Genomic DNA, 22,517 nt, shown 5'->3' on the forward strand with positions numbered 1-22,517 from the left:
AAAAAATGGCTTTAAGGATTGTTTATAAGATTTTAAATTTTACCCAGTAAAAAAGATAGATCGATAAAATATTGATCTGGAGGGTTCCTTTCAATTGATTGGGGATCCAGATCGAGCTCTGTTTTGCTTAAAAGATTGTTTTCCTCGTTCCATAAGAAAAGAACGGCCGTTTGATGAAATGGTTCCATAATCCCTTTCTTCTTCGGTGCAAGTAGTTCAATTTTAAGATCATCCAGAGGGAAGTCAGTCCGGCGAATAAGCTTACATGGTGCTGTTTGTATGGGTTCATAGTGATTTATTGTATGATCAGACAGATGATGAATCCTTCCTGTAGCTGCAATTCTTTTATCAGGGAGAATCAGTCCAGGTTCATGATAGATGTCTCTTCCAATAGAGGAAGGGATCTTTTTTTTGTTCCATAGAATGGACATTGAGAAAGTGTGGCCAGGCAAAATCGTCCATGCTCTTTTGGCTATCAGTTCAAATCCGATAAAGGACATGGCTACCCCTCTTTTCTGTTACTGGATACTGATGTTTATGCTCTAAAAATCCAAAGGATACTGGGTTGGTAAAAATACTATCTACAAAAGGTGGATAAATCTGAATGAAAATGGCGTGCTCTTTATAGGGCGCGCCATTTTTAAAGAATTGAATTTCAAAAAAGAAAACCGCATCGTTAGTTAATGAACGAGATTGAGAGCGGCAGGTGAATGATAGCAAATTAGTGGGCAAATAGAAACTAAGAAAGCTAAAATCAATAATTTATTAAGTTAGAATGTAATCTTACTGGTTAGTATAATAATAGTTTATAATGTTTCTAACGATATTGAGCTCTTAAGCAAGTGAATTTATTTATGTCGATTATCCAAAAAAGTATAAATGAAAAAAGAATCTTATGTTTATTAAAGAGGGGGAGGAAATGCAAGAAAAGGATTGTCTAATTTTACAATATCTTTATGAAGAATTGAATCTGACAAAGGCAGCAGAGCGAGTATATATGACACAGCCTGCTCTTACGTATCGATTAAGACAGTTGGAGAGGGAATTCCAGGTAGAGATAATATCCAAAAATGGAAAAAGGGTAAAATTCACACCGGCAGGGGAGTATTTAGTTTCCTATGCAAATAAATATCTTTCGGACTTTAGAGAAGCAAAGGATTACTTATTGAATATGGGGGATGAAGTAAAAGGTAATTTGAGAATTGGGGTCAGCAGTCATTTTTGCCAATATAACTTGCCGCCCATTTTAAAAGAATATACAGCGAATTATCCGAATGTTCATTTAAACGTCGATTCAGGATTCAGTAAAGAGATGATGGGCTTACTGAATGATGGCGAAATCGATGTCGCGATTGTTAGGGGAGACTATAATTGGTCTGATAAGTCTTATCTTTTAGATGAAGAAAGTATTTGTTTAATAACAAAGCAGGAAATCAATATAGAGGACCTTCCCTCTCTTCCATTTATCAACCGAAAAGAACCTTTCGTATTAATTAAGTACAAGAATTCCAAGGAACTGTCTGATGTGGAAAATATATCGAGCTGGTGGAATGAACGGTATGAAACATCTCCAAATACAACTATGCTGGTAGATAGCTATGAGACATGTAAAGAAATGGTTAAGATGGGGCTGGGCTTTTCCATTGTTCCTCAAGCATTTATCCATAATCATGATCATGATCATCTCTTCTGTTATGATTTAGCTTATAAAAATGGGCAAAAGATGAAGAAACGAACCTGGCTTCTGTACCGTGAATCCTCTCTGCAGCTAGCGGCTATCTTCAAATTTGTTGAATCCATTAAAGCCGTATATTATATCAAAAAAGACTAGAAGGCACAGCTTGTGTTGCTCTTCTAGTCTTTTCTTTTTGAAATAAGATATAAAGTACTCACTACTATCCAAAAAAATTTTTTGGGTAATCTAAAAAAAGATTAATTTTACTTATAGTATGTCTGTGTGTAACATTAAAAAATATAAGTTATAATATTCTGAAAAAATTGAGGGGTGTACTTTATGAATGATATTTCGGTCAAAGGTAAGAATGCAATCTTGCATGCAATAGATGAGAGAGATACAGAGCTTCGGGAATTATCATTAAAAATTCATTCAAATCCAGAGACTAGTTTTCAAGAATATAAAGCAATGAATTGGTTAGTTGAACCACTGGAAAAATCGGGTTTTTCTATCGAAAGAGGACTTGCCAACTTGGAAACTTCCTTTCGAGCAACATGGGAGGGGCAAAAAGGAGGACCAACCATTGCTATTTTAGCAGAATATGATGCATTAGCCGGGCTGGGACATGGATGCGGCCATAATATTATCGGTACTGCTGCAGTGGGGGCTGCGTTAGCCCTAAAGGACGCACACCCAAATCTTAATGGGAAAATTATTGTCATCGGAACACCTGCTGAAGAAGAAGGAGGGGGGAAAATTCTAATGGTCGAACATGGGATATTTGATGATGTCGATGTAGCGATGATGTGCCACCCTCACGGTAAGACAATGGTATTACGAGGGGGACTCGCATGTGTTGACGTTACTTTTAAATTCTATGGGAAAGCAGCACACGCCTCTGCTTCTCCTGAAAAAGGGATCAGTGCACTGGATGCAGTTATCCATACCTTTGTTGCGGTTAATTCCTTACGTCAATTTTTTAAGGATGACGTTAGAATACATGGAATTATTACCAAGGGAGGTGAAGCAACAAATGTTGTGCCAGCGTATTGTGAAGCAGAGTTTTTATTAAGAGCTGAAAACGTCGAGTCGTTACATGTTGTTAGAGAAAAAGTTTGTGCGGCTGCACGATATTCAACCGAAGCTGTTGGGGCTAGATTAGAGATTTCTGAGGGTTTAATTTATGCAGAAAGAAATAACAACAAGGCATTGGCTTCTATTTTTAAGAAAAATCTTGAAGAGCTAGGTGAATTGGTAAGCGATCCTCCTGAAAAGGGAGGAATTGGCTCCTCTGACATTGGTAATGTTGGACAAGTAACGGCAACGATTCATCCTTATATAAAAATAACGGATACTGCTGCAACACACACTCCTGAATTTGTGGAAGCCGCAGCATCAGAATATGGGATGTCCGGCTTAAATAAGGCAGCAAAAGCGTTAGCTATGACAGCGTATGATATTTGTCTTAATCCTGCAAAATTACAAGAAATCAGAAACGAATTTGATAAATGGAAAAAGAATAAGGATGCTAAATTATCTAAAATATAAGAAAGGGGATTTGATAAATGAAGCCTATTCCTGGAATGGAAACTAATCAAGTGAAAAAAAGGAATTTTTTTAAAATGCCTCACACGTTTGTCATCATTATTTTCTTTATATTCTTTGCAGCCTTATTAACATACCTGCTGCCAGCTGGGGAATTTGAGCGGGTCAAGGATGAAGCAACTGGTCAAACGCTTGTTGTTGAAAATACCTTTAAATCTGTTGAGCAAAGCCCGGTTAGTATCTTAGATATACCCTTAGCGATTGTTCATGGTTTAGTAGGTGCTGCAGATGTTGTATTCTTTATTTTTATAATTGGCGGGGTATTTCAAATTATTAATTCAACAGGAACGATAGAAGCTGTCGCAGCTCGGGTAGGAAAGGCTTTTGTGAATAAAGGTCTAATTATTATTCCAATATTCCTTATTCTTTTCTCTGTTGGTGGATTTACAATGGGGATGTCTGCGGAGGTTATGGCTTTTGTACCGATCGGAATTGTAATTGCTAGATCGCTGGGATATGATGCCATTACTGGAACAGCGATGGTTATGCTAGGAGCTGCTTCAGGTTTTACAGCAGGATTATTGAATCCATTTAATGTAGGGATAGCCCAAGCCATTGCGGAACTTCCTATGTTTTCGGGTATGTGGCTTCGTGCCATTCTATTAGTGGCATTGTTATTTTCAACGAGTTTGTATATCATTCGTTATGCAAAAAAGGTTAAAAAGGATCCGACTACAAGTCTTGTTTATGATTTAGAAATAGAGGAAAATCGCGGTGAAATAGATTTATCAGCTTTACCAGCAGTAAAAGTGACTCATATTTTAACAATACTCTCAGTAATAGCAGGGTTTGGTGTTCTAATTTGGGGTGTTTCCAGCCAGGGATGGTGGATGGAAGAATTAGCGGCATTTTTCTTGAGTCTAGGAATTATTGTTGGTTTTCTTTCAAAATACGGACCTAGTAAAATTGCAGGAGAGTTTGTTAAAGGTGCAAGTGCCATTACATTCGGTGCGTTTATTGTAGGTATCGCAAAAGGGGTTGTCGTTGTTTTAGAGCAAGGTTATGTCATTGATTCTGTGGTGAACGGACTTGCCTCAACGATCGGTCAACTGCCAGCATCTGTTCAAGTTCTTGGGATGTACACGTTTCAAAATATATTAAATATCTTTATTACCTCAGGAACAGGTCAAGCGGCTACAACCATGCCTGTCTTAGTTCCTTTATCAGACCTTATCAATATTACAAGACAAACAACGGTCCTTATCTTTCAACTGGGTGATGGACTATCCAATATCATGCTGCCGACATCTGCCATGTTAATGGGAAGCTTGGCGGTCTCAAAAATCAAATATAACCGCTGGATCCGATTCATGTGGCCGCTTTTCCTAATCTGGTTTTCCATCGGAGCTGTATTTGTATTAATTGCTCATGGAATAAGTTATTAAAGGCACGGAGCTGGTATCAGGCAATCGACATCTTAACAGTAGAATGTTTAAGTTACAATTGTCTGGTTAATATTCACGTTCAGCTTCCTTATCCCTAAGTTACCTATCAAGACTTTATATTCCTCCTGCGAAAAATAGCTTTTGCAGGAGTTTTGTTGTTTTTATTACTGAATGGGCAGGAGTGAGAAGATTGGAAAAACCGGGTATGAATGTATCTCATCTAGTTGATAAAAGTGAATTGGAGAAACATGTAAAATTCCTTTCTGAGCTGGAACGGCTTTCCGGTGAACCCGAGGCAGAAGAAGCGGTTACCTACATTATCAATCAACTTAAACAATATGGAGTCTCCTATGAACGTTATCAGTTTGATGGATATTTCAGTGATCCACATTATGGTGAAGTATTGGTGAATTCGCAAATTCCTTATACATTAAGGGCCAAGGCCAGATCCTTTAGCAGGAATTGCCCTAATGGCATAACTTCTAAGCTTGTGTATGATAAATCAAGTGATAGAAAAGGAGAATCATGTATTGTAGATTTCAAAGGAAAAATAGTTATTAGCTGGAACTACCTTGAGGATTATGTTATGCAAATTGAAAAGGCTGGAGCTTTAGGTTTAATACATATTTGGCCATCAGAAGAAGAGGCCATTCATGAAGAAACCGTAGGGACCATTTGGGGGACTCCCACGATTGAAAATATGGACCAACTAACAAAGCTTCCAGTTGTCGGAGTCAATTATCATGACGGTATTAGGCTCTTAGAGGAATTGGCTGACAAAGAAATTAACGTAACCATAAAAACAGGTTTAAAAGAAGGTATTAAGACTGTTAGTTTACCAGTTGGCACCATAAAGGGCGAAGAGGAAGAGTTTCTTTTAATTTCTAGCCATTATGATTCCTGGCATAAAGGAGCCACTGATAATGCTGTAGGAAATGCCTTATTACTCGAACTTGCCAGACTGTTCAGTATTAGTAATTCCAGGTTAAAGAGAGGAATAAAATTTGCCTGGTGGCCTGGCCACTCCAATGGCAGATATGCTGGATCGGCATGGTACTGTGATCATTTCTGGGAGGACCTAAATGAAAGGTGTGTTGCTCATATTAATGTGGACTTTCCAGGTTCAAAAGGAAATGAGGTGATTTTTCCAAGATCCACTTCCATGGAAGACAAGAACCTGCTTGAAGAAATTATCAAAACTTATACAGGGAATAAACCAGAACAATTAACCTATCTTCCGCGTGGTGCAGACCAGTCCTTTTGGGGACCTAATATCCCCATTCACATTATGTTTAAGTATGAACCTGCCAGTGAGAATAAAATCTATCAAACACCAGGGGGCAATTGGTGGTGGCATACAGAGAAAGATTTGTTTGACAAAGTTGATTTTGACTTGCTGGTACGGGATACGAAAATTCATAGCAGTCTTGTTAATATACTTTCAAACTGTGGAGTATTGCCAATCCGGCTTGATGAATTTTTGAGTTCTAGCAGAAATACCCTGGAGCAAATTGATTCACTGAGCGACAAAGAATTTGATTTCACCCCAATTTATGGGTCTCTAGAAGTGTTAATGAGTAAGGTCAAGAAACTACATGAAAAGGAGAATCATAATGAAAAACGGTTAAATGAATTGCTGAAAAAGGTATCTGGTACGTTAAATCGGTTGATGTTTTCATACTCTAGCAGATATGAATATGACAACACCTTCCCTTTTCATCCCTATCCGGGTTTGGCAAAAGTTAAAGGAGTTTATCATAAAAATACCACACCAGAAATATTTTTATTTGCTTGTACTTATTTTGTTCGGCAGCGAAATCGTTTTGTACAGGAAGTTAAAGGGATTTGCAGGGAGATTGATTTGTATATTTAACCATGGGGGATTCCAAATTGGACAGTACATCACTGTTACCGATCCGGGTTTATCGAATAGCAGTCAGTTGTTTTCCGAAAAATGGATCGAACAGCCGAATGCCAATGACCAGATAGGGAGTACAGAATACATTTGCATTTAACTGCAATAACAAATTTATAACAATCACTGACTCAACTGGCAATATGGTGGCTGATAGAAACGGGGAAGACTCCTAATAGTAGATGAAATGGTGTGCCTGGTTAAAAGATAGGCACGCATTTTTTTTGAATTTAACATATCATTTATACCTTGAAACAGACAAACCTGTTTCTTTTTCATTCTGTAACAGTCTCAAAGGGAACAGTCACAAAATGTTCGAAATTAAGAGAATATTTTCTGTTTTTTATGAATGACTTTTCTGACAACGGATGAAAAGGAGGAGCTGAGGTGTTGTTTGTGACATAGATCACAAAAATTAGACCTCTTTTCAGTTTAATAATTTGAAAAACATATTATATTTTCTCTTAAAGCCTCTGTCAATAGTATGAAATCAGGCTGAGTCTAGAAAATCAAGCCTAAGAAGCAACAACACCAAGATAACGAGGAAAATGGAATTTACAATAATCAGACAATAAGCCTATAATAGACCTCGGGGTGAGATATATGACAAATATTGGCGTATTAACCAGAATAATGGGATCCTCGTGCGTTCAGTTTGGTAAAAAGGTACTGGTCACTCAGTTGAGGTATGCGACTTTGGAAGCGATTTTCGAAGTGGACGAAGAAGTTCAGAGAAAGCTGGATCCAAAAAGGCGGGTAGAGATAAGAGAGTTTATTATCCAATCGCTGGAAGAAGGCAAGGATTTTTACTTTTCACCATTTGTTTTTTCTGCCAGAGGTGCGATTAAAGAAGCTGATGATGGATGGGAACTGACTCCCGGCAGCAAGCTTTACATCATTGATGGACAGCATCGGAGCGCCAGTTTTTCATCTGCTATTAGCCATCTGAAATCCAGGAAAGAATCAGCTGAAGAAACAGGCAGGCTTGATGAAGCAGTACTGCTTCAGACATATATTGAAAAACTGAAAGAATATCCCGTTGCCATGCAGGTATTCCTGGATTTGACAACGTCTGAGGAGAGGCAATTATTTACTGATATCAATACAGAAAGAAGAGAAGCTCATATAGGGCAAATCATCCTTTATGACCAGCGGGATCAATACACTGAACTGACAAGAAACGTAGCAAGTCAGCTGCAGACTATCTTTGAAATTGAACAAAACCTATCCAGAATATCCATTCACAACTCGGCACTTACATCATTAGCCACCATGAAGAGGTGCATCATAGCCTTATTTGAAGGTATTTTAACTGTAAAAAAAGGTTCCCCTTATTATAGATGCAACCCTATGGAAGCAGAAGAGATCGCGATAGAATTTTTTCGAACATGGCAGCAAATTTTCCCTAAGAAAAGCGCTAACAGGGTTAGGTTTGTAAGCGGTTACTCAGGGGTACAAATTGCTCTTGCCTATTGTGCCAACCAGCTGACCAGAACTCATAACATATCCTACAAAGAAGCCATACAACAGCTGAAAAACCTAAAATATGAGTGCAGCTGGAAGCACAATGATCAGATGTTCCGGCATCTGTTCGAATCCGGGACTTCCAGAATTAAAGGGCACTCTTCATCAAGAAAAATTCAGCAAACCTCATTGGAGTTCAAAAAGAAAATTGAACAGGGAGGGATAATGCCGTGATTGTTAATGACATCTTTACAAAGAGGCAGACTTTTATAACACTGCGTGTTTCTGAACTGTTCAAAATGCATAAAGGTGGACGGCTTATTCTGAGAGATACGAACCAGCTTCAAGTCAGACGGATTAAAAAGTATATCTTCTTGAATGCAGCCGGGGGAGAAATATATCTGCCGCCGCTTGTTGCGACAGTGGAAGCAGGAATGGTAGAAAAACAAATTCCTAACAAACTTAACATTGTAGATGGTTCACACCGGATGAAAGCTTTGCTGCAGCTGGAAGATCAAATTTTTATGAGCATGAAAAGTGAGAAGGATGATGAAGTCAGGAATGCTTATCACCTTCAAAATTTATTGGAGAAAACAGATTTTGCTATTCAGGTTCTTGAAGGACTCTCTAAAGATGAGGAGAATCAGCTTTTTATAGATTTAAACACTAAAGGGAAACAGGTGGCATTGTCCAAGCGAATCTCCTATGATTCCAGAAATATCTTAAATGGGATTACCAATCGAATTCTTAGATCCAATGCCCAGTTAAATGAAGCAGGAGTGGAAACGGAAAAAAGGGCTGTCATCCGGCCAGCGAATAAAAAGTTCCTTTCACTATCTCAGCTCCGCTTGCTTGTGGCTACTTTTCTGGCAGGGAAGCTGTTAAGCAGATCGGAAGAATGGAAGGAGAAGGGAGGGGCAGAAGATGAAGCAAATATGGATTTTGTGAATCTATGGCTCGAAAAACTCTTCACCTTTCATCACCCTAATCAAATCGGAAACTATCATGAAACCATGCTGGCGAGCTTTCCCCTTATTCAGGCCATAGCTCTATACGCAATTAAAGACCTGGAGAATCAATCAATTGCTGCCAAAAAACAAAGCCTAACTCAGAGAATGGATAGTATAAAGGGAATGAATTGGAGCAGCAGGAATCCGGAGTGGCGGAAATTTGAAGGAACTGTAAGAGGGGAATTCTTTTACCTGGAAAATAATAAAAGAAATATAACCGAAATGGCAAATTGGCTGGAGTCTCAAAGGAGGTGAGTAATTTGTAAGCAAAAAAAAACCCTCAGGCGGGTCCGGGAAGACGATAGCCTGAGAGTCTCAGTGAGAAGGAGTATACCAACTCATAAGTTAGTATACTCCTTAAATTTCATTTTTTAAATAGTTAAATTAAAGGGAGGCTGTTACTAACGATGGAAGCAACACAAATATGCAGTTATATTATTGTGCCTGAAACGAAATCGATCAGAGCGGAGTTTAATGATAATGGGGAATGCCACAGTCTGATTTTGGAGGGTGACTATACGTTTAAGGTAGATGTGAAACCAATCGAGATTATTGATGAAAGCATTAAATATTATGGTTTTGACCTCAATGGTGCCATCAGCGGTTCGAGAGCCATACTTGGCCAATGTAAGGCTGTGCCTGTACGAATTCCAGGAGAGGTCGACATGTATTGGTTTCCACATACTTCGCCGGGGCAGGAGGAGTGTGTGTGGTTTGCTCTCCATCATGTAGAAGCTATCATGCCTGAAGATAAGGATCTTTCTAACGTTTATGTAAGCGGCGGACATTGTTTTAAGCTGAACGCTGCTGAAAAGGATCTTTCTTACAAATATGATCGGACAGAGAAGCTGGAATCAAGAATATCCAAGCGCAGGGTAAACACCTTCAGTTTTATTATGGAAAGGACCAGGGATACCTACTCGGTTGAGAAAGGAAAGCGGAATTATATTATCACAAGGAAGAAAGATTAGTAGAAGCAGGAGCCTGTTCCGATAAACTGGGGGCAGGCGCCCATAACAGCAGAAAAAGCGGCACAATGCCGCTTTTTCTGATTTGATGCAACTTAACCGAACACAGCTTTTGTCATTAAAAATAAAACAGATGGTGCCATCAGACAGCCCAGTCCCGTGTAAAAGGTTGCCGTAACCGCTCCATAAGGGACCAGTTTTGGATCAGTTGCAGCCAGTCCGCCGGCTACTCCGCTTGTCGTTCCCATTAGACCTCCGTAAACCATGGCCGTGCGAGGGTTATTAAGGCCAATATACTTTGCGACAAAAGGAGTTCCAATCATCGTAAGAATGGATTTTACTAAACCCGCTGCGATACTGAGAGTGATCACTTCAGAGCTGGCTCCAATCGCCGTTCCTGTTACTGGCCCAACTATGTACGTTGCAGTTCCTGCACCAATTGTTGTAAGGCTGACCGCGTCAGTATATCCAAATGCCAGGGCAATTCCGACTCCGATTACAAAGGAGAGTACAACACCCAAAAAGAGGGAAACAACGCCATTTACACCGGCTTTTTTGATTTCACTGAAATTGGCGCCAAAGGCAGTGGCCACAATGGCAAAGTCACGGAGCATGCCTCCGCCCATCAATCCGATTCCAGCGAAAATGCCGATGTCCGAAAGGCCTTTTTCACCGCCGGTTACCACTCCGCCAATATAGGCGAGCACCAATCCAAGAGCTATGGCGATTGCTGAACCGTGTATTCTGCCTTTTGTTAGTTTATCAGAGAGGTAATAAGAAACTAGCATTGTCAGCCCTACGACAGTAAAAGCAACGATGAGACCATTGTCTGTAAGAGCATTACCTAATGTTTCTAACACGCTGATCCCCTCCAGTCATTTCACTTTCCAGCGTTTCGTTTGCATTGCCGCCTTTGCTTAAAAGAGGTACAACAGCCCAACTGATGACGACTGCAGCTACTCCCGCGGTTAGGGCAAGAGGTCCTCCATCCAGAGCTGCGACCACATTTTGCTGTGCCGACATTGCGATAACGATGGGAATATACATGGCACTCCAGAACGATACCCCTTCCTGGGTCGGAGTCTTTAATCTATCTTTCTTCTTTAAGTACTCAACCAGAAGTATTAACATCAGCATAGCAATGCCTACACCGCCGACATTTGCGTCGATCCCAAGAAAATTTCCAAGAAGATCTCCGAAAAATACACCCGATAATAAGCAGATAGATAACAAAGCAACCCCGTAAATAACCATTTCATCTCTCCTTTTAATTTTTTGCTTTGGGCTAAGGAACAGAACGGCAAATGAGACCAATAATATGACTGGACTTAGGGGTCGTATAAATTGTTTGAAGTAAAGAAAGCGTTTGCATTTTTGTAATCTACAGTCGACTGTATTCCTAGAACTCATAATAAAACGAATGAAAAGAATAAGTCAATTAATTTTTACAATTTTCTTAAAATATTGAATTATTGAAAATGTAACGTTATAATTAAAATCGACAGTCGACCAAACATTTTTACACTGAAGGAGACAGTGTCATGAAAGCGGATAAATTTAATCAAAATGCATTATCAAATCATATAGCAGAGCATATCACCGACCAAATTATAAAGGGAGAGCTGGTTCCTGGTGATAAATTGATTGAGCATATTTATGCTGAAGAGTATGGAACAAGCCGTGCACCAGTTAGAGAGGCCATTTACTTGCTTTCGATTGAAGGGCTCGTGGAAAGGATACCCCGAAAAGGAGCCATTGTTAAGGAATATACGGAAAATGAAATTTATGATTTGCTGGAAATTCGGATCATGCTGGAGTCAATGGCTATGGATAGAATAAGCAGAAACGGAATCGATCAGGATAGGCTGAAAAAAATGAAAGAACTTTTTGACCAGATGGCCGATGTTACGAATGTTCATCAATACACGCAGCTGAACCACTCGTTTCATACTGCTCTTGTAGAAATGAGTCAAAGTGAAACGATTAAGACCATGTATTCCCGGCTTGGATGGCCATTACTGAGAATACAGAGCCTTTCATTTGCCAGCCAGGGGAATATTGAAAAGTCAGTGCGTGAACATGAATTGTTAATTGGTCTTTTAAAGGAGGAGAAAATAGCAGAGGCAGCAGATTTGCTTACAAGGCATAATCAGGATGTAATAGCCAGCATGAAACGAAAGATGGGCAAGCGGGAGGAAAAGAAATGAAGCTTGCATTCGTATTTCCCGGCCAGGGCTCCCAAAAAAATGGTATGCTGCACAGTCTGCCGGAACATCCAGCCGCTCTTGAAGTACTGCAGGAAGCAAGAGAAGTAATCGGTGAAAATGTCTTGGATCTTGATACTGCCAAAGCCTTAAAGTCCACTGTTTCAGTTCAATTGTCTTTGCTTATTGCGTCAGTGGCTGTATCAAAAGCATTTAAAGCAGAAGGGGTGAAGCCGGATTTTGCTGCAGGCCATTCAGCCGGAGCCTTTGGAGCTGCCGTTATGTGCGGGGCGATGGATTTTACCGATGCTTTGGAGATTGTAAAGCTAAGAGGAGAGCTGATGGAACATGCTTTTCCATCGGGCTATGGGATGGGAGTGATTACAGGTTTTGATGCCATTACTGTAAAGGAAATCGCTGCAGCCATTTCTTCAGTAGAGAACCCGGTATATCCCTCGAATATTAATGCAGCAGATCAAGTAACCATTTCCGGCTCCATTCCAGCCATCAAAAAGGTTCTTGATCAAGCCGGTCAACGCGGTGCAAGAACGGCCGAGCTTCTGAATGTAAGTGTGCCATCACATTGTCCTTTGTTGAATTCAGTCGGTGATTCCTTATATGAAAAGCTTGCTTCTGTCCCTATCCGGGCCCCGTTTATCCCATATGCCGCAAATCGGACAGCAAGGCTATTACGGGATTCGGAGCAAATTCGAGAAGACCTCGCTTATAATGTTTCGAATCCAGTCCGCTGGTATGAAATCAGCTCCTTGCTTTGTGAGCATGGCACAAGGCTTTTAATTGAAATGCCTCCAGGGAATGTCCTGACCACTTTAAATAAAAGAACACTGCCTGGTGCCCGATCAGTCTCAGTGGATGAAAACGGGTTAGATAATTGTCTTTTCCTGGCAAAGAGATTTTGTTCTTAAAATATTTTTATAGAGAGGGGAATTTATCATGCAGGCTGCCAAACAGCGATCGTGGAATACACGTCTTGAAGCCAAGCAAAAACGATTAGAGGGAATGAAGGGCATCACCAGCAATCGAATTATTCCAACCAGCCAAATTGTCGAGGCTCTCGAAACACTGATTATGCCGGGGGATCGGGTGGTGCTTGAAGGAAACAATCAAAAACAGGCATCCTTTCTTTCAGCTGCTCTTGCTCAGGCTGACCCGAAAAAATTATTCGATTTGCATATGATCATGTCCAGCATTTCCCGACCTGAACATCTCGATATATTTGAGTACGGCATTGCCAGCAAAGTGGACTTCTCATATGCCGGCCCGCAAAGTCTCAGGATGGCGCAAATGCTTGAAGATGGGAAGCTGACAATGGGAGAGATTCATACATATGTAGAGTTATATGGAAGACTCTTCATTGATTTGATTCCTTCAGTGGCTTTAGTCGCTGCGGATAAAGCTGATTCAGAAGGCAACTTATATACAGGTCCCAATACGGAGGAAACACCGACTCTTGTTGAAGCAGCAGGCTTCAGCAGCGGAATTGTCATTGCACAGGTGAATGAACTGACTGATGAATTGCCTCGCGTAGACATTCCAGGCTCCTGGATTGATTTTGTCGTTGTTGCTGACAAGCCTTATCAGCTTGAGCCGCTATTTACACGGGACCCTCGCCATATTACTGATATTCAGATTCTGCAGGCCATGATGGTCATAAGGGGAATCTATGAAAAGCACGGAGTAAAATCTCTGAATCACGGGATTGGCTATAATACTGCCGCGATTGAACTGCTTCTCCCTACCTACGGTGAATCCTTAGGCCTGAAGGGGAAAATTTGCAGGCACTGGGCATTGAATCCTCATCCTACACTCATCCCTGCTATTGAAAGCGGATGGGTAGAGAGTGTCCATTGTTTTGGCGGAGAAGTAGGCATGGAAAAATACGTTGCTGCCCGGCGTGATGTGTTTTTTACCGGGCATGATGGAAGCTTGCGCTCAAACCGGACACTTTGCCAGCTTGCAGGACAGTATGCAGTTGATCTATTTGTAGGCTCCAGCCTGCAGATTGACGAAGCAGGGAATTCTTCAACCGTAACGAGAGGGCGCCTCGCCGGATTTGGGGGAGCGCCGAACATGGGACATGATCCGGGAGGAAGGCGCCATTCTTCTCAGGCATGGCTTGACATGATGACGGACAATGACCCGCTTGCACGCGGAAGAAAATTGGTTGTTCAGGTAGTAGAAACCTTCCAAAACGGAAATAAACCTGTATTTGTTGAATCGCTGGATGCTGTTGGCGCTAAAGCAGATATAGGCCTTGAAACAGCACCTGTCATGATTTATGGGCAGGATGTGACACATATAGTCACCGAAGAGGGCATTGCCTATCTATATAAAACGGACAGCATGGAGGAGCGGAGACAGGCCATCGCAGCCATTGCCGGTGTGACCCCAATTGGCCTGAAGCATGATATAAAGGCGACGGAAAAATTAAGAAGAGAAGGGTTAATCGCTCTTCCTGAGGATCTCGGCATTAGAAGAACCGATGCAAAACGATCCCTGCTGGCTGCCAAAAATGTAGAGGAGCTTGTGGAATGGTCGGAAGGGTTATATGAACCGCCTGCCAAATTCAGAAGCTGGTAAAAGGAGGCTGAAGGGAACAATGAAAGACTTAGAATCTTACAGCCTATATCTTGGAAAGCTGGCCGTACAATCACTCATTGAAGAGGCTGAGCTCACGCCAAAACCAGGACTGGTTGATAAGAAAAGCTCAGGCTCGCATAGAGATATGTCTTTAAGCACATTGATCCGGTCAGCTATTGCACTTGAAGATACATTCAGGAAAATAGCTGAAACAAGCTTTAATCGGACCCCTTCTCAGGAGCTGCGCGAAGAGATCGCCATGATTGGCAGGCGGGGTGAACAGGAGATGTTCCTGGCCACGGGTGGCGTAAATACCCATAAAGGAGCAATATGGGCATTAGGCCTCCTGGTTTCAAGTGCTGCAATGGACCTGGGAGAAAGCCCAGGCAAAGAGGTAGCTGTTCAGGCAGGAAAGATTGCTCTATATGAAGATCGTAACCTGCTACCTGATAAAACAAATGGCAGCCGGGTTAAAGCAAGGTATGGAGTGGGCGGAGCAAGGGGAGAGGCCGAGCAAGGTTTTCCCCATATCAGACAGATAGCGCTGCCAGCTCTTGCTGAATCAAGAGAAAGAGGTCTGAAAGAGGATTTTTGCAGGCTAAACGTACTTATCGGACTGATGGCAGAGCTAAATGACACATGTATTTTGCATAGGGGAGGCGCGGAAGCCCTCGAAATCACAAAAGCTTATGCAAAGGAAATAGTAATGGCAGGAGGGATTTCTGCCGACAAAGGATGGCAGCTGTTGGAACAATTGGATCAATTGTTATGCAGCATGAATGTATCACCAGGCGGAAGCGCTGATTTGCTTGCCGCTGCCATATTCCTGGATTATCTGGATCAGAATTCGAAAAGAGAGTCTAAGAGATTAGAAGCTTTACAAATTTAGCAGAAGGAGAGCTGCCGAATGGAGAAATTGAACTTTCGCTTTCCAGCAACTCAAATGCTTGAATCAAATGCCCATGTGGGAGTTGTAGGATCAGGCGACCTGGAGATTTTAATGGAGCCATCCGACCAGGGATATGCAGATGTAACAGTCCGTACTGGTACAACCGGCTTCAATCAAATATGGGAAAAGGTATTAGAACGGTTTTTCAGCCATCATGCTATTTCAGCAAACATTAAAATCAATGATTTTGGGGCAACTCCGGGCGTTGTCTCATTGAGGCTCTCACAGGCATTGGAGGTGGGCAGAAATGCTGGATACATTAAAAAATAGCTTTGTAGAGTGCGGAGGCAGAGAGCGGGCAAGAGTGCTTATGGATGAAGGCACATTCAGGGAGCTAGTGGGACCATTTGAAGGTCTTGAATCCCCACATCTGGAACCTCAGGGAATTGTTCCCCAAAGTGATGATGGGGTTGTGATCGGCAAAGGTAAGATTGAGGGAAAGCCAGCACTCGTCATTTCCATAGAAAGCAGCTTTCAGGGAGGCGGTATTGGAGAAGTTTCCGGTGCGAAGATAGCTGGTGCTTTAGAAAGGGCACTTGATGAAAATAAGTCCGGTCATACCATCTACCCCATTTTTATCTTTGATACAGGGGGTGTCAGACTCCAGGAAGCCAACTATGGCCTTTTATCCATTGTCGAAATAGGCGCGGCGATCGTGGCATTAAGGGAATACGTGCCTGTTATTGGAGTCATTCCCGGGAAAATTGGCGCGTTTGGCGGGATGTCCATTAACGCAGGATTATGCAGCACGTTAATCATTACCCGTGAAGGACGGCTTGGATTAAATGGGCCAGAGGTAATCGAGCAGGAAGCGGGGATACAGGAGTTTGATTCAACTGACCGCCAGCAGATTTGGAGCACGATTGGAGGCAGACAAAGGGTGGCTTCCGGATTTGCCGATATTGAGGCCGAGGATGACATCGCCTCTTTCAGAAAAGCAATATTGTCTGAGATCCTGCGGGGACCTGTGGAAAAGCCAAGAAGCTCACAGGTTGAAAAATATCTTTCTTTTCTTCGCTCTATCAATACTTCAGCCGTGCTCACTCCTCAGAAAGTGAAGGATTTGTGGGCAGAATCTGACTATTATCATTTAGAGGATTATGATAGAGAAAATAAGAATCATGTTGTAAAAATCAAAAGCAGGGGACATAGATGGTTTAACCTTTTGTCTGCCGGCAGCAAAAACATCAGTGCAGTTCCTTCGGTTTTATGTTCCGATTCAAAAATCAACAATGAATCAGTTCGTTTCCTGGCAGTTGTCCCGGATGAATCAAGCCGATTCCCTCGAGCCCGCTCTGGTGAATTTGGCCTGGAGCAGGGATGGATGATCGCCAAGCATGTCCGTGACGCGATCGAAGAAGATAAATATAAAGAAGAAAAACGAGCAATTGTAGCGGTCGTTGATGTTCCAAGCCAGGCTTATGGGTACCGTGAAGAGCTTTTGGGAATCCATCAGGCATGTGCTGCAGCTGTTGATGCCTATGCAACAGCAAGATTGGCCGGCCATCCGGTCATTGCTTTTATTCCAGGAAAGGCTATTTCAGGTGCCTTTTTATCTCATGGATTGCAGGCGAACCGATTAATCGCCTTGGATGATGAAGGCGTCAATGTCCATGTGATGTCCAAGAAATCAGCTGCAAGAATCACGCAGAGAACCATTGAAGAGCTTGAAGAAGCAACCAAAAAAGTGCCGTCAATGGCTTATGATATCCGGTCATTTGAAAAATTGGGCGCGCTCCATGAACTAATTTCCGATATAAATGCTGACGCACCAGGGGAAGCTGACCGTGATGTAATCTTTAACAGGATTCAGGCAGCCATTGAGGATATAAAAAATAGTCCGCGTGATTTGAGCGGCAGGCTTTCCTCGGATTATGCCAAAGAAGGAGGAAGATCCGCTTCCATTTTAGTCAGAAAGATGCTGGCGGACCAATGGTGATCGAGCCGCATGACTTATTGAAGATTGACGCAAAGCATCTCATAAGCCACTCACCAATACCGGACTGGGCGATTCAAGCACTGAACGTGGCACCATATGTGGTTGTCCGGAGGGCGCATGCTCCGAAAGAGCAGATCGCTGTTGGGATTAGGGGGAGGGCAAGGAATGAAAGATTCGGTGCCTTTATACCAGATGATGCGTTGATTTACCAAATCAAGCCTCAGGATTTAATCGAAAGCACTCTTTGGGATAAGAAGCCATCACCTGTATTCGTATCTCTTACAATAGCAAGTGAGATATTGGCAAAACATAAGCTTGTATGGGGGCCAGGGGGAAGTGCCGGGTTTGAACTGGCCACCGGAAATGTGACTGTAACAGCGGAGAGCGATCTTGATATTATCCTGCATGCTCCTGATCCGATCCCTATTCATACAGCAGCAGAAATAATGAATGCAATGAAGAGCTGCCCTTCAAGAGTTGATATACAGGCTGAAACGCCCGCAGGTTCGTTTTCTTTATTGGAATATGCAAATGGTTCGGCCACCATGCTGGTAAAAACAAAATTTGGACCAATACTCTGTGAAAACCCTTGGAAAAGTGAATTGAATAACCCAATGGAACTGTTGAAAAACCCTTCTTAGTAAATTAAGAGGGGTTTTTTAGAGCTTTAGCAATCCTTCAATTTCTTTAACTGCCGGATAGCTGTTTTAAAGGGATGTGCGAATTAATCAAAAGTAAAAATTTAACATGCAAGGGGTCTAAACAATTATGAAAAGAAATTTGCTGATCATTTTTGCCCTTCTCATCACCCTCTTCTTGACAAACAGATTTATAAGGCCGGGTATGGAGTCTGCTGGAGAGGGAAAGGTGAAGGAAGAAACCAGGATTAACAGGGAAGAGCTTAAGGTTGAAGATTACGAGTATTTCCTGCTAACCTCTGCGCGGTCATCTGAATTATATGCTTCCACTAATTTTTAAATAATGAATACGATTATTTGTACCCAGTCAGCATATCACCTCCCCAATTAAAATCCTGGAGACACCAATTTAGAATCAGGTATTCATGAGAAGCTTCGACACATTTCCAGTAAACCTGATATAATTTGTCTTAAAGGAGGTGATAGAATTGGATAAAACGCTTAATTTAATCCTGAATAAGCTTGAATCATTAGATAATAAAGTTATCTCTATGGACAAAAGGCTTACAGCAGACCTTAAAAGGCATGAAGACCTAATACAGCAATTGATTCGCAGTGTAGCTGCTACAAATGTGAACATAACCGAAGCGAATGAAAAATTGTCTGTTATTGATGCAAAGGCTGACCAGGCAATTGAACAGATTACTGATATTAATGCATCCGTGGCTACGAAGCATGACCTTGCATATTATGACCAAAAGATTTCTGAACACTCCAGGCAGATTTATAAATTGAACAATCAATGAACCTCTCCATAAATTCTTCTTCGCTTCTTCATCAAAAATATTTTTTCCAAAATAAACACCTGACCTTCATGTACCGTTTAGGACAAAAGGTAAGGTGTTTTAGTTTTACATCCACCCATCTGAAAATTTAATAGGCCTACGTAATATAATTAAGAACAAAGAGGATAACATCACAAATTAAAGGGAGATAATAACACATGAAAAACCTCACCATTTTCACAGCCTCAGCGGCTAAACCTAATCTGCTTGTGAATTCTGCAGATGACCGAATTGAACCAACAGACGGCTGGAGCATTTCGGCTGAAAATCCAGAGTATATTATTCATGGCTTCTCTCAATTAAAGATAAAGAAAGAATACAAGCTAAGAGGCTATCAATATTTCAGCGGAGGAAATGGCAATGGCATTGTCTGGGCGATCCCAGCTTCAGAGGAATTTCCTCATCCTGACAACTGTGACCGTTTAGATGAAATGTTTCTTGGTCCTCCTAAGCCTGAAATGGCCCTGGATGATTTTATGGGTGCGATTGATGGTGACAGGTCTCCATTATCTTATCTGCAGGCGGCGATTGCATGGCATGAGCTTCATGAATTTGGGGCAATGTGGCATGGCTGTTCCTGGGGACAGGATCGGATATTGCCGTTTACGGATGATTACAAGGTAGAAATGCTTTCTGAAATAGACGATGCAGATACAGATTCCAGCATTGAAGATTACTTGAATTTCATTCACCCATGGGATGAACTGAATGAAATTCCCGATATCCTGCATCCTCATTTCTTCTATCAAAATGGAAATCCGACAGTTGTTTTCTATACGGTCAATGATATTGGCTATTATAAATTAAGCAGGTATATCCATACCTTTGAAAAAGAAAGTTATATGCAGAAGGCAGAACGTGAAGAAATTGCAGCAGGCGAGGGGGGAATTATTTTTTAGACTGCGTATCCAGTAAAGCGATACAAAGATGTCACGATTATAATCCCCTTTACAATGTGAATAATGGTAGAATGGACAAAGAGAACTATGCATCTGAGCAAGGTTCTCTTTTCAATTTGCCATCAGGACTCAGCACTGTGATTTTTCAGAAATCATTAAGTGGCAACTCCTGTTATAATAAGTGTATACTGTTAATCTAATTAGTATTTTTTTAGATAGAGATGAGAGATAATCAATAAAAGGGGAATAGATCGATCATGAAAGAGGAAGCAACCCTTAAAATGCAGGGACGGCCTTTATCAAAGATCCTCGCACTAACAGTCAAGACAGGGATTATCAAATCTAACCTGATCCCGATGTTTGCAGGATTAACATTGGCCTTATATACCTACGACTTCGGCCTTCTGGAGAAGCTGCCTGAGATTTTACTGGCCTTTATTGGCTCAAGCCTGGTAATGGGGGCAGCCGGGGCTTTTAATAATTTATATGACCGTGACATCGATTCGATTATGAAGCGGACCCAAAGCAGACCAACTGTCACAGGGGAAATCAAGCCAAAACAGGTTTTGTGGCTTGGTGCCTTCATGTCTGTTTTTGGAATTCTCGCTCTTGCCTTCACGACTCCTTTAGCGGGCTTCCTCGGGTTTTTGGGGCTATTTTTTTATGTGGTCCCATATACGATGTGGAGCAAGCGAAGAACCATTTACAATACGGAGATCGGAAGCATTTCCGGTGCGATGCCGCCGCTGATTGGCTGGGCTGCCATCCATCCGGATATCACGCATCCTGCGATCCTTGGCCTATTTATCATCACGGTCATTTGGCAAATGCCGCACTTCTATGCGATTGCCATTCGGAAGCATGATGAATATAAAGCGGCAAACGTTCCGATGCTGCCCGTTGTAAAGGGTGTCAGAAGAACATATATCCAGACGAATATATATTTAATCATTTTAATCGGAATCAGTTTTCTGTTAGGCTCCTTAAGTATTGGCCTTATGCTGGTGGCCCTGCTTTTGGGAATTGCCTGGCTGGCGCTCAGTGTGTACGGCTATAAACGGATGGACCCGGAAAAATGGGCAAAATCACTGTTTATCTTTTCGCTTGTTCATATGACAGTCCTGTTTTCAACGGTTATTATTTACTCGATTATGGGGATTATTTTTGATTTATAACTTTTAGATTTTTATGGGGAATAATGGCTATAGACTCCATAGAAAAGGTTGTCAATTGAATGGATTTAGATTATTGAAAAGCGTTAATCGTTAAGATTAACGCTTTTTCTTGTGGTTTTATCAGGGGAGAAAGGGTGACTTATAAAACAGGACTATCTAATGAATCAAGCTTAAGAAAGGTTTGCACCCTTATTTTGACGAGAAGGGAACTTCCAAAATATCCATTACTTAAATGATATTCTAATAAAATTAAGCGAAATACTAAAGATTTTAAGTGTTAATACACCGGTGTACAATAGCTTAAATAATGGGGATTGTTTCCTCTCACAATATTTTCATAATGAAAGCGAATTTTTTTAGTCAAATCCCCTTCAATCCCTTTTCCTATTTTCCTATGATCAATATTAATTATAGGTTTGATTTCTATTGCTGTGCCAGTGAAAAACACTTCATCAGCAGAGTATAGTTCCGTTCTTGACAGACTGTGTTCAGAAACTGAGAGAAATAAGTGATTTTTAGCAATTTGAATGACAGTATCTCGCGTAATCCCTGCGAGTATATTATCGGATATTGGCGGGGTAATTAACCTGTTATTTTTCACGATGAAAATATTTTCTCCTGGCCCCTCACTTACATTTCCTTCATCCGTTAAAAATATAGCTTCATCAAAACCATTTAAAAGTGCATCCGTAGTTGCCAATCCAGAATTCAAATAATTTCCCGTTGATTTTGCCTGAGGCGGAATCATATTATTACCTGTACGGCTCCATGAAGAAACACAAACCTTTAAGGCCGGCTTAGGTTTATATTCAAATGCTGTGCAATAAATTGTAACCCTATTAAAAGGATCTGTTAAATCAGGACGCAGTGTATTTGCCCCCTTAAAGCACATAGGCCGTATATATACATCCTCCCGGACATTATTTTGTCTTAATAACTGGATTGTCCATTTAATTAATTGTATTGGTGTATAAGGAACTTGTATATGTAGAGAATTTCCAGATTCATTTAAGCGTTTATAATGATCCCAAATTCGAAAAATGAATAATTGTTTTTGATATTCATTCCAGTAAGCCCTAATTCCCTCGAAGCATCCTAATCCATAATTTAGACCTTTATTTCTTATGCTAACTGAAACCTTAGATTCATCTAGAATTTCCCCCTGGTCAAAAACATACCTCATTTTATTATCCCACCAATAATAATATATTTTCTTCATTTATATATTTGGTCAGTCAGGATTAT

The 22,517-nt window shown here is 41.2% G+C and carries 22 protein-coding genes; 18 read left to right on the top strand and 4 right to left on the bottom strand.

Going from position 1 to position 22,517, the window contains the following annotated elements:
• Positions 1–32: 32 nt before the first annotated feature.
• A complete protein-coding gene (locus JI665_RS21695) occupies positions 33–500 on the bottom strand; it encodes a hypothetical protein (protein ID WP_206844054.1) in 468 nt (155 codons plus the stop codon).
• Between the two features lie 419 nt (positions 501–919).
• Here JI665_RS21695 and JI665_RS21700 point away from each other — a divergent pair, with 419 nt between their 5' ends.
• The 7 genes from JI665_RS21700 to JI665_RS21730 all read left to right on the top strand — a co-directional run bounded on the left by JI665_RS21700 (position 920) and on the right by JI665_RS21730 (position 10,025).
• The gene (locus tag JI665_RS21700; RefSeq protein ID WP_206844057.1) at positions 920–1,831 is read left to right on the top strand and encodes a LysR family transcriptional regulator; all 912 of its coding nucleotides are present in this window, start codon (positions 920–922) and stop codon (positions 1,829–1,831) included.
• A gap of 183 nt (positions 1,832–2,014) precedes the next feature.
• The gene (locus JI665_RS21705) at positions 2,015–3,223 is read left to right on the top strand and encodes a M20 family metallopeptidase (protein WP_206844059.1); all 1,209 of its coding nucleotides are present in this window, start codon (positions 2,015–2,017) and stop codon (positions 3,221–3,223) included.
• Between the two features lie 17 nt (positions 3,224–3,240).
• Positions 3,241–4,665, top strand: a complete 1,425-nt coding sequence (locus JI665_RS21710) for a YfcC family protein (protein ID WP_244671278.1) — start codon at positions 3,241–3,243, stop codon at positions 4,663–4,665.
• 190 nt (positions 4,666–4,855) lie between these two features.
• Positions 4,856–6,538: a M28 family peptidase gene (locus JI665_RS21715; RefSeq protein ID WP_206844062.1), complete on the top strand. Its 1,683-nt coding sequence runs from the start codon at positions 4,856–4,858 to the stop codon at positions 6,536–6,538.
• 645 nt (positions 6,539–7,183) lie between these two features.
• Entirely contained in the window at positions 7,184–8,278 is a 1,095-nt protein-coding gene (locus tag JI665_RS21720) for a DNA sulfur modification protein DndB (RefSeq protein ID WP_206844065.1), read from the top strand.
• Positions 8,275–9,309, top strand: coding sequence for a DNA sulfur modification protein DndB (locus tag JI665_RS21725; RefSeq protein WP_206844067.1), 1,035 nt, complete (start codon positions 8,275–8,277; stop codon positions 9,307–9,309). Before JI665_RS21720 ends, JI665_RS21725 begins: the two co-directional genes overlap by 4 nt.
• Positions 9,310–9,461: 152 nt before the next feature.
• Positions 9,462–10,025 carry a competence protein ComK gene (locus JI665_RS21730; protein ID WP_206844069.1) on the top strand — a complete coding sequence of 188 codons (564 nt, stop codon included), beginning with the start codon at positions 9,462–9,464 and terminating at the stop codon, positions 10,023–10,025.
• Between the two features lie 92 nt (positions 10,026–10,117).
• Here JI665_RS21730 and madM read toward each other — a convergent pair whose 3' ends face one another.
• Both madM and madL read right to left on the bottom strand, forming a co-directional pair.
• Positions 10,118–10,882 carry a malonate transporter subunit MadM gene (gene madM / locus JI665_RS21735; protein ID WP_206844071.1) on the bottom strand — a complete coding sequence of 255 codons (765 nt, stop codon included), beginning with the start codon at positions 10,880–10,882 and terminating at the stop codon, positions 10,118–10,120.
• Positions 10,863–11,276, bottom strand: coding sequence for a malonate transporter subunit MadL (gene madL / locus JI665_RS21740; protein WP_206844073.1), 414 nt, complete (start codon positions 11,274–11,276; stop codon positions 10,863–10,865). The genes madM and madL overlap by 20 nt, the downstream gene beginning before the upstream one ends.
• A gap of 287 nt (positions 11,277–11,563) precedes the next feature.
• Here madL and JI665_RS21745 point away from each other — a divergent pair, with 287 nt between their 5' ends.
• From JI665_RS21745 to cyoE, 11 genes are all read left to right on the top strand, one after another.
• Entirely contained in the window at positions 11,564–12,229 is a 666-nt protein-coding gene (locus tag JI665_RS21745) for a GntR family transcriptional regulator (protein ID WP_206844074.1), read from the top strand.
• Positions 12,226–13,152 (top strand): malonate decarboxylase subunit epsilon, encoded by a 927-nt coding sequence (mdcH, locus tag JI665_RS21750; protein WP_206844076.1) that lies wholly within the window; start codon positions 12,226–12,228, stop codon positions 13,150–13,152. Before JI665_RS21745 ends, mdcH begins: the two co-directional genes overlap by 4 nt.
• 28 nt (positions 13,153–13,180) lie before the next feature.
• The gene (gene mdcA / locus JI665_RS21755; protein WP_206844078.1) at positions 13,181–14,827 is read left to right on the top strand and encodes a malonate decarboxylase subunit alpha; all 1,647 of its coding nucleotides are present in this window, start codon (positions 13,181–13,183) and stop codon (positions 14,825–14,827) included.
• Positions 14,828–14,846: 19 nt separating this feature from the next.
• Positions 14,847–15,716 carry a triphosphoribosyl-dephospho-CoA synthase gene (locus JI665_RS21760; RefSeq protein WP_206844081.1) on the top strand — a complete coding sequence of 290 codons (870 nt, stop codon included), beginning with the start codon at positions 14,847–14,849 and terminating at the stop codon, positions 15,714–15,716.
• Between the two features lie 18 nt (positions 15,717–15,734).
• Positions 15,735–16,046 carry a malonate decarboxylase subunit delta gene (locus tag JI665_RS21765; protein WP_009333922.1) on the top strand — a complete coding sequence of 104 codons (312 nt, stop codon included), beginning with the start codon at positions 15,735–15,737 and terminating at the stop codon, positions 16,044–16,046.
• On the top strand, positions 16,024–17,715 hold the full coding sequence (gene mdcD, locus JI665_RS21770; protein WP_206844083.1) for a biotin-independent malonate decarboxylase subunit beta: 1,692 nt from the start codon (positions 16,024–16,026) through the stop codon (positions 17,713–17,715). Before JI665_RS21765 ends, mdcD begins: the two co-directional genes overlap by 23 nt.
• A complete protein-coding gene (locus JI665_RS21775; RefSeq protein WP_206844085.1) occupies positions 17,709–18,356 on the top strand; it encodes a malonate decarboxylase holo-ACP synthase in 648 nt (215 codons plus the stop codon). The genes mdcD and JI665_RS21775 overlap by 7 nt, the downstream gene beginning before the upstream one ends.
• A 127-nt stretch (positions 18,357–18,483) precedes the next feature.
• The gene (locus JI665_RS21780) at positions 18,484–18,693 is read left to right on the top strand and encodes a hypothetical protein (protein ID WP_206844087.1); all 210 of its coding nucleotides are present in this window, start codon (positions 18,484–18,486) and stop codon (positions 18,691–18,693) included.
• A 148-nt stretch (positions 18,694–18,841) separates the two neighbouring features.
• Complete coding sequence (locus JI665_RS21785) at positions 18,842–19,159, top strand: hypothetical protein (protein WP_206844090.1); 318 nt, start codon at positions 18,842–18,844, stop codon at positions 19,157–19,159.
• Positions 19,160–19,356: 197 nt separating this feature from the next.
• Positions 19,357–20,097: a hypothetical protein gene (locus JI665_RS21790; protein ID WP_206844092.1), complete on the top strand. Its 741-nt coding sequence runs from the start codon at positions 19,357–19,359 to the stop codon at positions 20,095–20,097.
• Between the two features lie 257 nt (positions 20,098–20,354).
• A complete protein-coding gene (gene cyoE / locus JI665_RS21795) occupies positions 20,355–21,272 on the top strand; it encodes a heme o synthase (protein WP_206844094.1) in 918 nt (305 codons plus the stop codon).
• 277 nt (positions 21,273–21,549) lie between these two features.
• Here the strand turns inward: cyoE and JI665_RS21800 are convergent, their stop codons facing one another.
• On the bottom strand, positions 21,550–22,491 hold the full coding sequence (locus JI665_RS21800) for a branched-chain amino acid transaminase (RefSeq protein WP_244671279.1): 942 nt from the start codon (positions 22,489–22,491) through the stop codon (positions 21,550–21,552).
• Between the last annotated feature and the right edge of the window lie 26 nt (positions 22,492–22,517).

The organism is Bacillus sp. NTK034 (assembly GCF_017303275.1).
GTDB lineage: Bacteria > Bacillota > Bacilli > Bacillales > Cytobacillaceae > Cytobacillus.

What these genes read in the sequence shown, in the direction of transcription:
- JI665_RS21695 (WP_206844054.1), bottom strand. Translation starts at nt 500, where the DNA reads ATGTCCTTTATCGGATTTGAACTGATAGCCAAAAGAGCATGGACGATT.
- JI665_RS21775 (WP_206844085.1), top strand. Translation starts at nt 17,709, where the DNA reads ATGGTGATCGAGCCGCATGACTTATTGAAGATTGACGCAAAGCATCTC.
- JI665_RS21710 (WP_244671278.1), top strand. Translation starts at nt 3,241, where the DNA reads ATGAAGCCTATTCCTGGAATGGAAACTAATCAAGTGAAAAAAAGGAAT.
- mdcD (WP_206844083.1), top strand. Translation starts at nt 16,024, where the DNA reads ATGCTGGATACATTAAAAAATAGCTTTGTAGAGTGCGGAGGCAGAGAG.
- mdcH (WP_206844076.1), top strand. Translation starts at nt 12,226, where the DNA reads ATGAAGCTTGCATTCGTATTTCCCGGCCAGGGCTCCCAAAAAAATGGT.
- JI665_RS21730 (WP_206844069.1), top strand. Translation starts at nt 9,462, where the DNA reads ATGGAAGCAACACAAATATGCAGTTATATTATTGTGCCTGAAACGAAA.
- JI665_RS21720 (WP_206844065.1), top strand. Translation starts at nt 7,184, where the DNA reads ATGACAAATATTGGCGTATTAACCAGAATAATGGGATCCTCGTGCGTT.
- JI665_RS21790 (WP_206844092.1), top strand. Translation starts at nt 19,357, where the DNA reads ATGAAAAACCTCACCATTTTCACAGCCTCAGCGGCTAAACCTAATCTG.
- cyoE (WP_206844094.1), top strand. Translation starts at nt 20,355, where the DNA reads ATGAAAGAGGAAGCAACCCTTAAAATGCAGGGACGGCCTTTATCAAAG.
- JI665_RS21705 (WP_206844059.1), top strand. Translation starts at nt 2,015, where the DNA reads ATGAATGATATTTCGGTCAAAGGTAAGAATGCAATCTTGCATGCAATA.
- JI665_RS21765 (WP_009333922.1), top strand. Translation starts at nt 15,735, where the DNA reads ATGGAGAAATTGAACTTTCGCTTTCCAGCAACTCAAATGCTTGAATCA.
- JI665_RS21745 (WP_206844074.1), top strand. Translation starts at nt 11,564, where the DNA reads ATGAAAGCGGATAAATTTAATCAAAATGCATTATCAAATCATATAGCA.
- JI665_RS21780 (WP_206844087.1), top strand. Translation starts at nt 18,484, where the DNA reads ATGAAAAGAAATTTGCTGATCATTTTTGCCCTTCTCATCACCCTCTTC.
- JI665_RS21700 (WP_206844057.1), top strand. Translation starts at nt 920, where the DNA reads ATGCAAGAAAAGGATTGTCTAATTTTACAATATCTTTATGAAGAATTG.
- madL (WP_206844073.1), bottom strand. Translation starts at nt 11,276, where the DNA reads ATGGTTATTTACGGGGTTGCTTTGTTATCTATCTGCTTATTATCGGGT.
- mdcA (WP_206844078.1), top strand. Translation starts at nt 13,181, where the DNA reads ATGCAGGCTGCCAAACAGCGATCGTGGAATACACGTCTTGAAGCCAAG.
- JI665_RS21800 (WP_244671279.1), bottom strand. Translation starts at nt 22,491, where the DNA reads ATGAAGAAAATATATTATTATTGGTGGGATAATAAAATGAGGTATGTT.
- JI665_RS21760 (WP_206844081.1), top strand. Translation starts at nt 14,847, where the DNA reads ATGAAAGACTTAGAATCTTACAGCCTATATCTTGGAAAGCTGGCCGTA.